The organism is Micromonospora sp. NPDC002411 (genome assembly GCF_053592955.1).
Map to the genome: position 1 here is coordinate 1 of NZ_JBSFBM010000044.1, position 13,569 is coordinate 13,569.

At 71.3% G+C, this 13,569-nt stretch carries 16 protein-coding genes; all 16 read right to left on the minus strand.

The genetic code is table 11. The annotated features are described in order from the left end of the window. The coding region (locus tag ACWCO3_RS08345; RefSeq protein ID WP_450009169.1) for an acyl carrier protein at positions 1–178 on the minus strand (178 nt) is incomplete at its 3' end. Between the two features lie 17 nt (positions 179–195). Continuing rightward, a complete protein-coding gene (locus ACWCO3_RS08350; protein ID WP_145780253.1) occupies positions 196–1,425 on the minus strand; it encodes a ketosynthase chain-length factor in 1,230 nt (409 codons plus the stop codon). Beyond that, entirely contained in the window at positions 1,422–2,687 is a 1,266-nt protein-coding gene (locus ACWCO3_RS08355; RefSeq protein ID WP_450009140.1) for a beta-ketoacyl-[acyl-carrier-protein] synthase family protein, read from the minus strand. The genes ACWCO3_RS08350 and ACWCO3_RS08355 overlap by 4 nt, the downstream gene beginning before the upstream one ends. Continuing rightward, positions 2,684–3,043, minus strand: a complete 360-nt coding sequence (locus ACWCO3_RS08360; RefSeq protein ID WP_450009142.1) for an antibiotic biosynthesis monooxygenase family protein — start codon at positions 3,041–3,043, stop codon at positions 2,684–2,686. Before ACWCO3_RS08360 ends, ACWCO3_RS08355 begins: the two co-directional genes overlap by 4 nt. A 26-nt stretch (positions 3,044–3,069) precedes the next feature. Next, complete coding sequence (locus tag ACWCO3_RS08365) at positions 3,070–4,185, minus strand: acyl-CoA dehydrogenase family protein (RefSeq protein WP_450009144.1); 1,116 nt, start codon at positions 4,183–4,185, stop codon at positions 3,070–3,072. Positions 4,186–4,258: 73 nt separating this feature from the next. After that, on the minus strand, positions 4,259–5,152 hold the full coding sequence (locus ACWCO3_RS08370; protein WP_450009146.1) for an NmrA/HSCARG family protein: 894 nt from the start codon (positions 5,150–5,152) through the stop codon (positions 4,259–4,261). Positions 5,153–5,195: 43 nt separating this feature from the next. Then, the gene (locus tag ACWCO3_RS08375; protein WP_145780245.1) at positions 5,196–6,014 is read right to left on the minus strand and encodes a DUF6081 family protein; all 819 of its coding nucleotides are present in this window, start codon (positions 6,012–6,014) and stop codon (positions 5,196–5,198) included. Between the two features lie 91 nt (positions 6,015–6,105). Beyond that, positions 6,106–6,504: a PPOX class F420-dependent oxidoreductase gene (locus tag ACWCO3_RS08380; protein ID WP_355023728.1), complete on the minus strand. Its 399-nt coding sequence runs from the start codon at positions 6,502–6,504 to the stop codon at positions 6,106–6,108. A 9-nt stretch (positions 6,505–6,513) separates the two neighbouring features. Beyond that, positions 6,514–8,103: an MFS transporter gene (locus ACWCO3_RS08385; protein ID WP_208744982.1), complete on the minus strand. Its 1,590-nt coding sequence runs from the start codon at positions 8,101–8,103 to the stop codon at positions 6,514–6,516. A 21-nt stretch (positions 8,104–8,124) separates the two neighbouring features. Next, the gene (locus tag ACWCO3_RS08390; protein WP_145780239.1) at positions 8,125–9,042 is read right to left on the minus strand and encodes an NADP-dependent oxidoreductase; all 918 of its coding nucleotides are present in this window, start codon (positions 9,040–9,042) and stop codon (positions 8,125–8,127) included. 87 nt (positions 9,043–9,129) lie between these two features. Continuing rightward, positions 9,130–9,798, minus strand: coding sequence for a hypothetical protein (locus ACWCO3_RS08395; protein WP_145780238.1), 669 nt, complete (start codon positions 9,796–9,798; stop codon positions 9,130–9,132). 73 nt (positions 9,799–9,871) lie between these two features. Further along, complete coding sequence (locus ACWCO3_RS08400; protein WP_450009150.1) at positions 9,872–10,858, minus strand: quinone oxidoreductase family protein; 987 nt, start codon at positions 10,856–10,858, stop codon at positions 9,872–9,874. 24 nt (positions 10,859–10,882) lie between these two features. After that, entirely contained in the window at positions 10,883–11,809 is a 927-nt protein-coding gene (locus ACWCO3_RS08405; protein ID WP_357928564.1) for a 3-hydroxyacyl-CoA dehydrogenase NAD-binding domain-containing protein, read from the minus strand. 1 nt (position 11,810) lies between these two features. Continuing rightward, positions 11,811–12,245, minus strand: coding sequence for an SgcJ/EcaC family oxidoreductase (locus tag ACWCO3_RS08410; protein WP_358050759.1), 435 nt, complete (start codon positions 12,243–12,245; stop codon positions 11,811–11,813). A gap of 27 nt (positions 12,246–12,272) precedes the next feature. Then, positions 12,273–12,746 (minus strand): acetyl-CoA carboxylase biotin carboxyl carrier protein, encoded by a 474-nt coding sequence (locus ACWCO3_RS08415; RefSeq protein ID WP_145780230.1) that lies wholly within the window; start codon positions 12,744–12,746, stop codon positions 12,273–12,275. 9 nt (positions 12,747–12,755) lie between these two features. After that, positions 12,756–13,538 (minus strand): 3-oxoacyl-ACP reductase FabG, encoded by a 783-nt coding sequence (fabG, locus tag ACWCO3_RS08420; protein WP_450009153.1) that lies wholly within the window; start codon positions 13,536–13,538, stop codon positions 12,756–12,758. Positions 13,539–13,569 lie beyond the last annotated feature (31 nt).

Genomic DNA, 13,569 nt, shown 5'->3' on the forward strand with positions numbered 1-13,569 from the left:
GGATCGTGACCTTGTAGTCGCGTTCCAGGATCGCGGCCGTCTCCATCACGGCCAGCGAGTCGTAGCCCAGATCCTCGAACGGCACGTCGATGATGTCGCCGTCGAGGTCGACGCTCTCGTCCGCGCCCGCGCAGGCGGCCATGACACGCCGGAGGTCGTCGAGGGTGATGTCGGTCATCTACCTGGTCCTCTCGATCATTGCTGATGTCCGGTCGTGGCCTGACCGACCACGACCGCGGAGTTGAAGCCGCCCTTGCCACGGGCCAGGACGAGCGCGTACGACAGGGGGGCCTGCCGGGCCTCGCCGTACACGAGATCGAGGCCGTAGTCGTCCGGGACGTCGACGGCGCGCGGCACCGGCGGAATGACGCCGTCCCGGATCGCCAGCAGGGCGGTGACGACGTCCAGCGCTCCCCCACCGGCGAAGAGCCGCCCGACCAGCGCCTTCGGCGCGGCGACCGGCACGCCGCGCGGTCCGAAGATCCCGCGCAGCGCCTCCGCCTCGGCCCGGTCGAGCTCCGCGACGCCGGCCGCGTCGGCGAAGACCACACCCACGTCGGCGGGTCCGATGCCGGCATCGGCGAGGGCGGCCTCGGCCGCGCGGCGCAGCGCCGGCGGGCGCGGTGAACCAGGTGGGGGATCGAAGGTCGCGGCGTACCCGACGACCCGGCCGTAGCCGGGGCCGGCACCGCGACGTCGCGCCGCGGCCTCGTCCTCCAGCACCAGGATGGCCCCGCCCTCGCCGGGCACGTAGCCGGTGGCGTCCGCGGCGAACGGCCGGTACGCCCGGTCGGCCGACTCGACGAGGCTGACGCGGCCGCTGGACAGGTGCGACGCCCAGCCCCACGGGTCGAGCGCAGAGTCGACCCCACCGGTGAGCATCAGTGGGGTACCCAGTCGGATCGAGCGCCGTGCGTGCCCGATCGCGTCGAGCCCGCCGGCCTGCTCGGTGACGACGGCACTGCTGGGCCCACGCATACCGTTGCGGATGGAGATCTGGCCGGTGTTGACCGCGTAGAACCAGGCGAAGGACTCGTAGACGCTGACGTACTCCGGCCCCTGCGACCAGAGCTTGTGGAACTCGCGGTGAGTGAAGGCGAAGCCGCCGAGGGCGTTGGCCGTCACCACCCCCATGTCGTAGTCGGGTAGCGCGTCGGTGCGCACCTGAGCGTCGGCCAGCGCCAGGTCCGCCGCCGCCAACGCGTACCGGGTGGAGACGTCGGTCTGCGGCAGCAGTCGGCCGGGGATGTGGTCGCGGGCGTCGAAGTCGCGTATCTGCCCGGCGAGCCGGGCCGGATACCGGGACGTGTCGAACCCGGTCAGTGGTGCGATGCCGCTGACCCCGTCCAGCGTCGCCTTCCAGTACGAGTCCACCCCGAGCCCGTTCGGGGCGACGACACCAACCCCGGTGACCACCGTCGTCATCGCGTTCCCCCCGCCCGCGTGAGCACCATCGCGCTCTGGAAACCACCGAACCCGCTGCCCACCGTCAGCACGGCGTCGAGCCGGCGCTCCCGCGCCACGACCGGCACGTAGTCCAGGTCGCATTCCGGGTCGGCGTCGTGCAGGTTCGCGGTGGGCGGCACCACGTTGTGCTTGATGGCCAACGCGCACGCGGCGATCTCGATGGAGCCGATCGCGCCCAGCGAGTGCCCGACCATCGACTTGATCGAGCTGACCGGCGTCCGGTACGCGTGCTCACCCAGACTCCGCTTGAACGCCGCCGTCTCGTGACGGTCGTTCTGCTTGGTGCCCGAGCCGTGCGCGTTGATGTAGTCGATCGCCTCCGGGTCGAGCCGCGACTCGGCCAGCGCGGCCCGGATCGCCTCGGCCATCTCCCGACCGTCCGTCTTCAGGCCGGTCATGTGGTACGCGTTGCTGCGCGCCCCGTAGCCGCTCACCTCGGCGTAGATGTGCGCGCCGCGTGCCACTGCCCGCTCGTGGGTCTCCAGCACGAACATCGCTGCGCCCTCGGCCAGAACGAAGCCGTTGCGGGAGCCGTCGAACGGTCGGGAAGCGCGGGCCGGCTCGTCGTTGCGCGGGGTGGTCGCCTTGATGGCGTCGAAGCAGGCGACGACGATCGGGGTGATCGGGGTGTCCGTCGCGCCGGTGATCATGACGTCGGCGCTACCCTCCCGGATGACCTGCGCGGCCTGCCCCACCGCGTCCAGCCCCGAGGTGCAGCCGTTGGAGACCAGTGCCACCGGCCCCTCCGCCCCCACCGTCCAGGCCACGTCCGCCGCCATCGCGCCCGGGGTCAGGTAGTCGAACATGTACGGCGACAGGTGCGTCGGGTCGACCTCCCACTCCCGCCCCCGGTCGGACAGGACGAGGTACTCGTTCTCCAAACTCGTCGCAGCGGCGACCGCGCTGCCCAGGCTCACCCCGATCCGGTGCGGTTCCACGCCGTCGAGGTCGAGACCGCTGTCGGCCACCGCCTCGCGGGTGCACACCACGGCGAACTGGGTGGCCCGGTCCATCCGGCGGATCTCACGTGGGGTGAAGCCCTCGGCCTCGGCGTCGAAGTCGCACTCGCCGGCCACCTGGGAGCGGTAGGGCGCGGGGTCGAAGAAGCTGATCCGGCGGGTGGCCGTGCGGCCGGCGGTGAGCAGATCCCAGAACTGGTCGGCGCCCGACCCGCCCGGGGTCCGTACCCCGATCCCGGTGAGAACGACCCGGCGGCTCACGGGGACGTCTCCTCGACCGGCGCCGGCAGGATGCTGGCGGCGAGCGTGCAGAAGACCGAGCGCGGCGGCCCGGTGAGGCCCGGCAGCGCGCTGAGTGACGCTCGCACCTCGGCCGACCTGGGGTTGTTCGTGAAGGACTCGCGGTAGGCCGCCTCGCTGCTCCACTGGGCGTAGTTGACGACCTGGGTGCCGTCGGAGCTGATGTGGTAGTTGGCGGAGAGGAACCCGGGCACCGCCCGGATCCACTCCTGTACTCCCCCGGTCGCCAGCTCGACCAGCTCGCGTGCCGTCTCCGGGCCGTCGGTGGGGAAGGTGACGATCGCGACGAAACCCGCGTCCGTCCTGGTCGGATTCACTGTTTGCCTCCGAAAGTGTGGTGTCGTCAGCGACCGGCGAGCAGCCGGCCGGCGTAGGCGCTGGCAGCGGTGCCGAACTGCAGGCCGATGTGGCTGGCCGCCGCGTGCGCGTCCCGCCAGAACCGCTGCAGCGGGTTGTTCTCGGCCTGGGCTCGTGTGCCCGCTGTGGAGAAGAGTCGGTCGGTCGCCGCGACCAGGGTCTCGGCGGCGAGGGCGCAGTCGCGGGAGCCACGGGTCACCGCCAGTGGGGTCACGCCGCCCGCGTCCGCCACCCGCGCCACCCGTTCCAGGAGGAGCTGCGCCGCGTCGATCTCGCCGTGCGCCCGCGCCAGGGTCTGCTCGTACGCTCCCCGGTCCAGGGCCGAGATCGCGTTCGAGCCGCCGGCGAGCTTCTCGGCAACCCACGGGGTCCAGGCCGCCGCCGCGCCTCGCGCCGCGCCCAGGACCGGCACGGCGAAGGCCAGGCCGTTGACGGCGCGCATCGGCACGGTGTGGCAGATCGCCTCGGCGGCCACCGCGTCGCCGGCGGCGATGCTCTCGCGGCTGCACCCGCGCTCGCTCGGAACGAAGACGTCATCCAGGATCAACGTGTTGCTGCCGGTGCCCCGCATCCCCATGGTGTGCCAGGTGTCGGCGATCCGGTAGGTGTCGCGCGGCACCGCGAAGAACCACGGCTGCGGGCGGTCCGCACCGGGCGCCATCGCGCAGACCAGCGCCCAGTCGGAGTACTCGACGATGCTGACGAACGGCCAACTGCCGGACAGGCGCCAGCCTCCCTCGGTGGGCTCGGCCCGGCCCAGTGGCATCAGCGCCCCGACGACCAACGCGTCCGGCCCGTCCGACCAGACCTCGGCCTGGCCCTCGACAGGCAGATACGCTGTCATCCGGCCCAGCGCCGCGGTGAGCGAGGCGCACCAGGCGGTCGACACGCACGCCTCGCCCAACACGGCCACCGGCTCGACCAGACCGGTGAACGTCGAGGCCCGGCCGCCGAACCGGGTCGGCACGAAGTGTCGGGCGAACCCGGCCGCAACGACGCCCCGGACCACCTCCGGGTCCAGTCTGCGGTTGGTTTCCGCGTCGGCGGCGTTCTTCGCCGCGAGCTCGACGACGTCACGTGTCGCCGCCAACAGATCCGGCATCTCGGCCCCCTCATCGATTCGGTTCAACCATGGCGTCGCGCGCTCGTACGCGACTCGTGTCGCGGTGGGTCGGTCACTCGGTCGACGCGGGTGGCAGCGGCTGCCAGTTGGTCTTCGCCAGCCACTGGTCGAGGGTGAGCAGCCCGGGGAACTGGGCCCGCAGCGCGGGAATGTCGGCGTGGTAGCCGATGCCGTTGAGCCAGCGGTAGGAGATGGACTGCCAGACCAGACCCTCCTCGTGCAGCTGGTCCAGCGGCACCGACTCGAACCTGGCCGGCAGGCCGGCGTGTCGGCCGAACGCGGCGGCGAGTTCGTCGCCGGTCACCTCGTCACCAGCGAGTTCGATCTTTGCCCCGATGTGCCGCTTCGGGTTGTCGAAGGCATCGGCCGCGAAGTAACCGATGTCCGGTCCGCTGATCATCTGGAGGGTGTTGGTCGGGCCCAGCCCGCGCCGGAACACCAACTCGCCGTCAACCAGGACGAGCGGTGACATGTCGTGGTTGAGGTTCTCCATGAAGTACGAGGGGCGTAGGAAGGTGAACGGCAGCCCGTTTTCGACGATCCGCTGTTCGATGGCGAGCTTGGACAACCGCCAGTTGATGCCCTCGGGCCGCTCGGCGCCGCCCACGGAGCTGTGCACGTAGTGCTGGACGCCGAACTCCTTCGCCGCGTCCGCGCAGGTCTTGCCGTGCCGCTCCTCACCCTCCACACCGTGCTCGCTCATCGGGGTCTGGATGCTGAACACCCCGTACGCGTCCTTCATCGCCTGCCGTACCGACTCGGCGTCTTCCAGGTCACCGACCGCAAGGGTCGCGCCCAGGTCGGCCAACGCCCTGGCCTTCGCGGCGTTCGGGTCGCGGACGAACGCGCGGACCGACCAGCCCCGCCGCAGAAGGTGTCGGGCGGTCGATCCACCCTGCTTACCGGTGGCACCGAGCACGAGCACGGTCTTGTCGGAAGAAGACACGGTTGACCTCCAGAGGTGACGAAAGAAGAGGTGGCGGGTGGCGTCAGGGACGCGGAACAGCGGTGACCCGCAGCCGGCCGGCGGACAGCTCGACGCCCTGGCCGTACATGCGGTCGGCGAACAGGCCGAGGCCGTAGCTGAGCTGGCCGGGCAGCACCGACTCCTCGACGCCGCCGTTGTCGCGCTTGAGGTACGCCGCGTCGAGGCAGCGCGTGCCGACCCGGTCGACCGACAGCACCTCGGCCCCGTCGACCCGCCACCGGGCCGTGCCGGTAGCCCGCTCGAAGGAGACCTCCAGCCGGTGCACCTGCTCAGGCCGGCGGTCAGCCACCGGCACCGCATAGGTGAACGCCGCGAAGCGTGCATCCGGACGCAGCGCCAGCCGCTCGTACACCGCGTAGAGGCGGTGGTGCGTGAGGAAGAAGTCGAACACGACGCCGGATTCCAGGTCGACGGAGATGAGGCCCCCGGCGCCGAGCCGGATGTCGACAGTGGCGTCGGTGACGTCGTCGTACGGGTGGGTGTCCAGTCCGAACCCACGCAGTGCCACGTCGGCCGACACTGTCAGCAGTTGCCCGTCGACGGTCTCGAAACCCGGGCGGCCGGACGGGGACACGTGCGTGGTGAACGCCGCCCACCGCAGGTGCTGCACCGGCGTCGCCGGCTGCGCAAAGGCCGGCGCGCCGGAACGGGCGTCGACCCCGGTCGGTACGACCACCAGGCCGTTGGGGGTGGTACGGACGACGCCGTCACCGGTCGGCAGGGCGTCGACGGGGCGGAGCCGCCAGGGCGCCCCCGCTCCGCTGCGTACGCCGTCGGTGAAGTCGTCCTCGAAGAGTTGCTGCGCTGTCGGTGCCGTCATCTGCGCCCCTCCCGGCTGTCCCGCGGTTGCAGGTCAACGGTGTCAGGGCGGGCTCGCGGCCCACTCGAAGAGCGCTATGTCGGCCGGTCGGTCACGGCTCGACGTCGCGGCCGGCCATCGGCGCGTCGTCGATCCCCCAGGTGATGATGCGACGCGGCCGGATTCGGATCATCGCCGATCCGAAGTAGGGGTGCGGCGGCTCCACGTCCACCAGTGCCTCGGCGTGGCCCCGGATCTCGACGCCCCGGGCCTTCCACGGGTTGGTCGAGGCCAGGTCGTCGACGACGAACGCCACCCGTGGGTCGGCCTTGATGTTGCGGAACTTACGGCTGGAGGTCAGGTTGTGACCGCCGATGTCGATCGTGCCGGTGGCCGGGTTGTAGGTGAAGGCGACCGGATTGTTCTGCGGGGCGCCGCTGGGCGCGACCGACGCCAATCGGCCCAGTCGCTGCGAGGTCAGGTACTCGATCTCCACATCGGTGAAAGACATCGGCTCATCCTAAGGCTTCGGTGACGATTCGACTGCGTAGCGCTGCGGCCGGCCGGGTATCGCCGCGGAGGGCCGGTCCTGGGTCGGCAGCTTCCGAGGCAGCCAGCGCAGGGTGACCGCCGCCCCGGCCAGCGCCAACAGCGCCGCGAGCACTGCGGTGAGGTGCATCGCGTCGATGAACGCCGCGCGGGCCGCCGCGACCAGGGCAGAGGTGTCGCCGCCCCGCGCGAGCGCGGCGGCCAGCGTCGCGTCGAGCGACTCTCCCGCGTCGTGCCGCGCCGCAGCAGGCAGCACCGTCAACTCGTCGGAGACGCCGGCGCGATAGGTCGACGCGAGCACCGAACCGAGCACCGCCACCCCGAGCACGTTGCCCACCTGCCGGACGGTGTTGTTCATCGCCGAACTGACCCCGGCCTTCTCCCGGGGAATGGCGGTCATGATGGACATCGACGCCGCCGGCAGCACGGCGGCCATTCCACCGCCCAGCAGGGCGAACATCGGCACCAGCGCCCACGGTGGCGTGTGCTGGCGCACCAGGGCCACCCCGAGCAACGCGGCGCCCACCGACAGCAGCCCGGCGGTACAGACCGCCCTCGGCCCGTGACGGCGGACCGCCACCGCGCTGAGCGGGCCGACCAGGACGTTGGCGGCGGCCAGCGCCAGCGTGAAGGAACCCGCGCGCAGCGGGCTGTAGCCGCGCACACTCTGCAGGTAGAACGCGCTGAAGAACAGGAAACCCAGCATCGCGAAGGAGACGAAACCGACGGCCACCAGCGCGGCGGAGAAGGCCGGATCGCGCAGGAAGGACAGCTCGAAGGCGGGCTGGGCGGCACGCCGCTCGTGGCGGACGAACAGCCACAGCGCGGCCACGCCGACCAGGATCGGCGCCCATACCCGCACGTCGGTCACGGTGCCCAGTCGACCTCCGGCGATCACCCCGTACACCAGCGCGGCGAGACCGGCGACCGACAGCCCCACGCCCGGCAGGTCCAGGCCCCGGTCGGGGTGTCCCCGACTCTCCGGCACCACCAGCAGCACCGCGACGACGCAGCCGAGCACCAGCGGCACATTGACCAGGAAGATCGAGCCCCACCAGAACCGGGACAGCAGGAGCCCTCCGGTGATCGGCCCGATGGCCAGGGCGAAGCCCACCGCCCCGGCCCAGACGCCGATCGCCCGGGGCCGCTCGCGCATCGGGAAGACCGCCGCGATCACGGCCAGCGTGGACGGCATGACCGCGGCGGCGCCGACGCCCATCACGGCCCGGGTGATGATCAAGGTCAGAGGGCTGTCGGCGTACGCCGAGGCCAGCGAGGCCAGCCCGAACACCACCAACCCGAACAGCAGCAGCCGGCGACGGCCGAAGCGGTCGGCCGCCGCGCCGCAGGCGAAGAGCAACGCCGCGAAGACCAACGTGTACGAGCTGAGGATCCACTCCAACTGACTGTGCGTCGCGCCGAGACCGTGCCGAGGATCGGTGAGGGTCCGTAGCGCGACGTTCAGCACGGTGTTGTCCAGGATGATCGACAGTAGGCAGCACACCAGCACCGCGAGGATCCGCCAGCGTCGAGGGTGTCCGGAGTCGAGGGGCGGCGGCACGGTGTCCTCCAGGTGGAGCCGTCAGACGACGAGGGCGAGCTTCCCGCGTACGTGCCCGGCCTCGGCCTCGCGGTGGGCGTCGGCGGCCTGCCGCAGCGGGTAGGTGCGCTGCACGTGCAGCCGCAGACCGCCCTCGTCGTACAGCTGGGTCAACGCGGCCAGGGTCTCCACTGACCGCTCGCCGCGCAGCATGGTGATGCCGTGCTGGCCAGCGGCGCGGAAGTTCGCGATGGTGCCGATGCTCGTGCGGTCCGGCACCAACGCCAGCGACACGTCCAACGCCTCCTGGCCGCCATGGGCGTCGAGCGCGACGTCCACACCCGCCGGGGCCAACGCCCGAACACGGTCGGCGAGCCCGGGGCCGTAGGCGACCGGCTCGGCTCCGAGCGACCGCAGGTAGTCGTGGTTACCCGGGCTGGCGGTGCCGATGACTGTCGTCGCGCCGAAGGCCCGGGCCAGTTGCACCGCGATGGTGCCGACACCGCCGGCGGCGGCGTGCACCAGCACGGTCTGCCCGGTGGTGACCCGCAGAGCACGCAGCGCGTTGTACGCCGTCTGGCCCACTGCGGAGAGCGAGCCGGCGGCCTCCCACGACAGGTCGGCGGGCTTGGCGACGACCTGGTCGACCCCGACCACGAGCACCTCGGTGTACGACTGCAGGAAGGCGAAGCCCAGCACCTCGTCGCCGACCGCGAAGCCCGTCACGTCCGGCCCGGTCTGGTCGACCACACCGGCGAACTCGTTGCCGAGCACCTGCGGGAAGGTCGCCGGGTAGATGGACTGCATGAACCCGGACCGGATCCGACAGTCGATCAGGTTGACGCCGGCGGCCCGCACGCGCACGCGGAGCTGGCTGGGCCCGGCGGACGGCTCGGGCACCTCCAACGGTCGCAGAACGTCAGCGTCGCCGAACTCAGTGATCGCCATCGCGAGCGGCATGAGGGTTCCTTTCAGTGCTTTTGGTAAGTGGAGTCCCATTGTCGCGGAGAGGGGCGGGCCCCGGTGTCCCGACGCCCGCCCCGTACGTCACTTGGTGACGGTCACCCGCGCCAGCTCCACCGGCGGCAGGGCCGGGTCGGGGAAGCACTGGAACGGACCCCACTCGTTCAGGATCGGCTGGTACCGGAACCAGCCGAAGCCCGGCTCCACGTAGCTGCGGCCACCGGGGGCGAACACGACGGCACCCGCCTTCTTTCCGGCCTTCAGGTGCACCGCCAGCGAGGGCAGGTCGAACTCGACGCCACCCGTGAACGGGCCGCTGCTGCGCACCACCAGCGCGCCGTCGCGCTCCTCGACCCAGGTGAACGCCGCACCCAGACCGGAGCCGCCGACCAGCGAGTAGCTCTTGACCTTGGCGTCGCGCGGGATGGCGTACGCCACCTGGACGTCGGTCACGGTCTGGTTGTACTCCGCGTACGCGGTGATCGGCGTCGGGTCCAGCGTCACGTCGAACTCGGCCCCGGCGGCGACCGAGGCCGGTGCCGTGACGTCGAAGTCACGGCTGTAGACGACCGGGTGGAAGCCCTGCTGCACTGTGGTGCGGCAGTCGTAGGCGACGGTGCTGTGGGTGGTCACCGGCGCCGGCGGTGTGGCGGCACCGGCACTGGTGTTCGCGACACCCACCGACGCGAGCACCCCGCTGAGCGCCACGGCGCCCATGCCGAACCGGCCCATCCATCTCCTGTTACCTGCCATCTCATCTCCTTGTGAGGTACCGAAACGAACCACGATGGACGCTACGGACGGTTACCTGAACCTGGCTCGAAGCTCAGTCCAGCCCCGGTACAAGCACCACCCGACCGGGGTGGGCCCGGCTCTCCACCAGCTCGTGGGCCCGTGCGGCAGCGGTCAGCGGCAGTCGCGCGTGCACGGACGAGCGGAGCCGCCCGTCGAGCAGACGGGAGGTCAGTTCGTCGAGGACCTCGCGATACTCGTCGGGTCGACCGCCCCGCCACGCCGACAGGGCGAACCCGGTGACGTAGCGCAGACCGATCAGCTTCATCAGCGGCACCGTGGGCACGGCCAGCTCGGCCGCCGAGGAGCCGAAGAAGACCAGGCGACCGCCGGGCGCGAGCAGGTCCAGGCCCTGCTCGACGACAACCCCACCGATGCTCTCCAGGACGACGTCGACGCCACGGCCACCGGTGACGGAGCGCACCTCGGCCGCCCAGTCGGCCCGCGTGTAGTCCACCGCCACGTCCGCGCCGAGCGAGAGGGCGAAGTCGCGCTTCGACGCCGAGCCGGCGGTCGCCACGACCAGGCTCGCGCCCGCCGCCTTCGCCAGTTGCACGGCCAGGTGGCCGATGCCGCCGGCGGCGGCATGCACCAGAACGGCGTCCCCCTTACGCAGCAACGCGGTACGCAGCACACCACCGGCGATCAGACCGGTGCCCGGCAGCACCGCCGCCTCGGCCGCGTCCAACGACTCCGGCACCGGCACGAGAGTGGCAGCGTCTACCACGACCTCCTCGGCGTATGCGCCGTACAGGGTGAATGCGCCGACCCGGTCGCCGACACGGACACCTGTCACGTCGTCGCCGACCCCGGTGATCCGCCCGACCACGTCACCACCCAACACCACCGGGAACACCGGTCTCCACATCGGCGCCGGGAAGACGTCGCGCCGCATCTGCGTCTGCGCGTAGCCCACGCTGATCGCCTCGGCCCGGATCCGCACCTGGCCTGGACCGGGCTGCGGCAGGGCGACGTCGGCGGCGACGAGCACCTCCGGCCCGCCGTAACTGTCGAACTGCATCACTCGCATCTGTGCGCGCTCCAATCAGGAAGGTTCGGCCCGGGCACGGGCGAGGGCGTCGAGCACCGCCAGGTGCATCCGGTCGCGTTCGGCTGCCAACTCGGCGTAGGTGCGGTCGCCGTACGCCTGCTCGGTCTGCGTGACCAGCAGCTCCCGGGTGTGGTCGGTCAGGGCCGGGGTGCCCAGCTGGGCCCAGCCCCGTTCCAGGCCGGAACCCAGGTGGGACAACCACCCGCGCAGGCCGCCTTCCCCGCCGCCCAGGTGGAACGCCTGGAACGGGCCCATGGTCGACCAGCGCAGGCCGATCGAGTTGGTGACGAGGTCGTCGAGTTCCGGCACCGTCAGCACCCCCTCCACGACGAGGTGGATGCACTCGCGCAGCAACGCCGACTGGAGCCGGTTGGCGGCGAACGCCGGGAGGGCGCGGCGGAGCAGCACCGGCTGCCGGCCCACCGATCGCAGGAACACCATCACCTTGTCGACGGCCGTCGCTGCGGTGGCGTTGCCGGCGACGACCTCCACCAGCGGCACCAGGTGTGGCGGGTTGAAGGGGTGGGCCACGACGAGTCGGGCGGGGTCCCGCATCCGGGCCCCGAGATCGTCGGGCACCAGCTTCGACGTCGACGACAGCAGCAGCGCCTCGGTGCCGGTCCGCTCGATGCTGGCGAACAGCCGCTGTTTCAGTTCCAGGTCGTCGGGCACGTTCTCGGAGACGATCTCGGCGTCGGCGACCGCGCGGGCCAGGTCCGGCTCGAACTCGATCCGGTTCAGCAGCGCCGCCGGGTCCGGCGCCCCCGGCAACGCGGGCGCGAACAGCTCCAGCCCGGCTCGCACCACCTTCTCGGCGTCCGGCCGGCGGCTGTTCACCCGCACCGGCAACCCGTGCGCGGTGAACAGCGCGATCCAGCCGGTCCCGATGGTGCCGGCGCCGATGACGACGACCGCACCCATGTCAGCGTTCCTGGTCGTGGTCGACGCGACGCGACGCGAGCCGCAGGTCGCCGTCGACCCGGACCAGCACGTCACGTACCACGCAGCTCGGCCCGATCTCGGGCTGCTTCTCCCCCGGGTACACGGTGAGCACCAGGGCGTAGCTCGTCGAGTCGATTCCGCCGTCCAGGCGGTGGTCCAACACGACGTGGTTGAACCAGTGCCGCCGCTGCACCGGCGTACCGGAGAAACGCCGACGGTGGAACTCGGTCAATTCGGCGGCGATGCCGGCGCGGGTCCGGGCCGGCGGCAGACCGGGCGAGTGAGTGAACTCGCCGTCGTCGGTGAAGCTGTCGGCGTACGCCTGGAAGTCACCGCCATCGAGCGCCTGCATCTGCCGGGCGTAGAACTGCAGCACCTCGGCGTAGAGGTCGGTCGAGACACCGGTCGTGATCATGGTTTCTCCTCGATTCTGGGCGGCGGTTCAATCCGCCTCGGCCGCGGACAGGGCGACGAGCGGTGTGTCGTACTCGACCGCCGCGCCGTCGGCGACCAGGACGTCAAGAACGGCTCCCGGCGCGTCCACGGTGACGGGGATCATGAGCTTCATCGCCTCGACGATGCCGATCTGCTGACCGGCGGCGACCTGGTCGCCCACCTGCACGAACGGCGGGCTGCCCGGTTGTGGGGCACGGTAGAAGACCCCCACGGTCGGGGCCCGGACGAGCAGCCGGTCGTCGGCGGGGGTGTCCGACACGTTCGTCGCCGCACGCGCCGGTGCCACCGGTACGGTGCCGCCGACACCCTCGCCGGCCGCCCATTCGGCGGTCACCGTGACCGCTCCCGCGGTGATCTCCAGTCGGGCCGGTGGGTCACGGAAGCCGGACAGCAGCCGCAGCACGCTGTGCTCGACGGTTTCCAGAAGGTGCTGGTCGTCCCTGGTCTCTGCCTGCGTCACGGCCGGCCCCTAGTAGTTTCCGAGCCCGCCGCAGACGTTCAACGCCTGCGCGGTGACCGCGTCCGCAGCCGGGTGCACCAGGTAGCCGACCATCGCCGCCACCTCGTCGGGCTGGACGTAACGGCCGATCGGCACCCGGGCGTTGACCCGTTCGAGCACCTCGTCGGCGGGCACCTGCCAGAGACCGGAGTAGACCTCCCGGACGCGCTGCGCCATCGGCGTCTCCACGAACCCGGGACAGACCGCGTTGACGGTGACGCCGGTCTTGGCCAGCTCCAGCCCGAGGGCCTTGGTCAGCCCGACGACCCCGTGCTTCGACGCCGAGTACGGCGCCCCGTGCAGCACCCCCTGTTTGCCACCGGTGGAGGCGATGTTGATGATCCGTCCCCGACCTCGGCCGAGAATGCCGCCGTTGTTCAACACCTCCTTGGTGACCAGGAAGACACTGTTGAGGTTCGTGTTGATCACGTCGAACCAGAGTTCGTCCGGAATCTCGGCGGTGACACCTCCACCGGAGCGTCCGGCGTTGTTGACCAGGATGTCGATCGGCCCGAACCGCTCGACGGCGGTCCGGACGAACGCCTGCACCTCCGTCGGCGACGTCACGTCGCAGGTGCTCCCGTCCACCTGCAACCCCTCGTCGCCGAGGGACTTGACGGTCTCTGCGAGGGTCTGCTCGCTCCGACCACAGATGTAGACCGACACGCCGTCGCGGGCGAGATGACGGGCGATCGCCAGCCCGATGCCGCTCGTCGCGCCGGTGACCAGCGCGACCCGTTTGTCCTGCGTCATTGTTCCTCCGTTGCGAGTTGGTGTGCCGGAC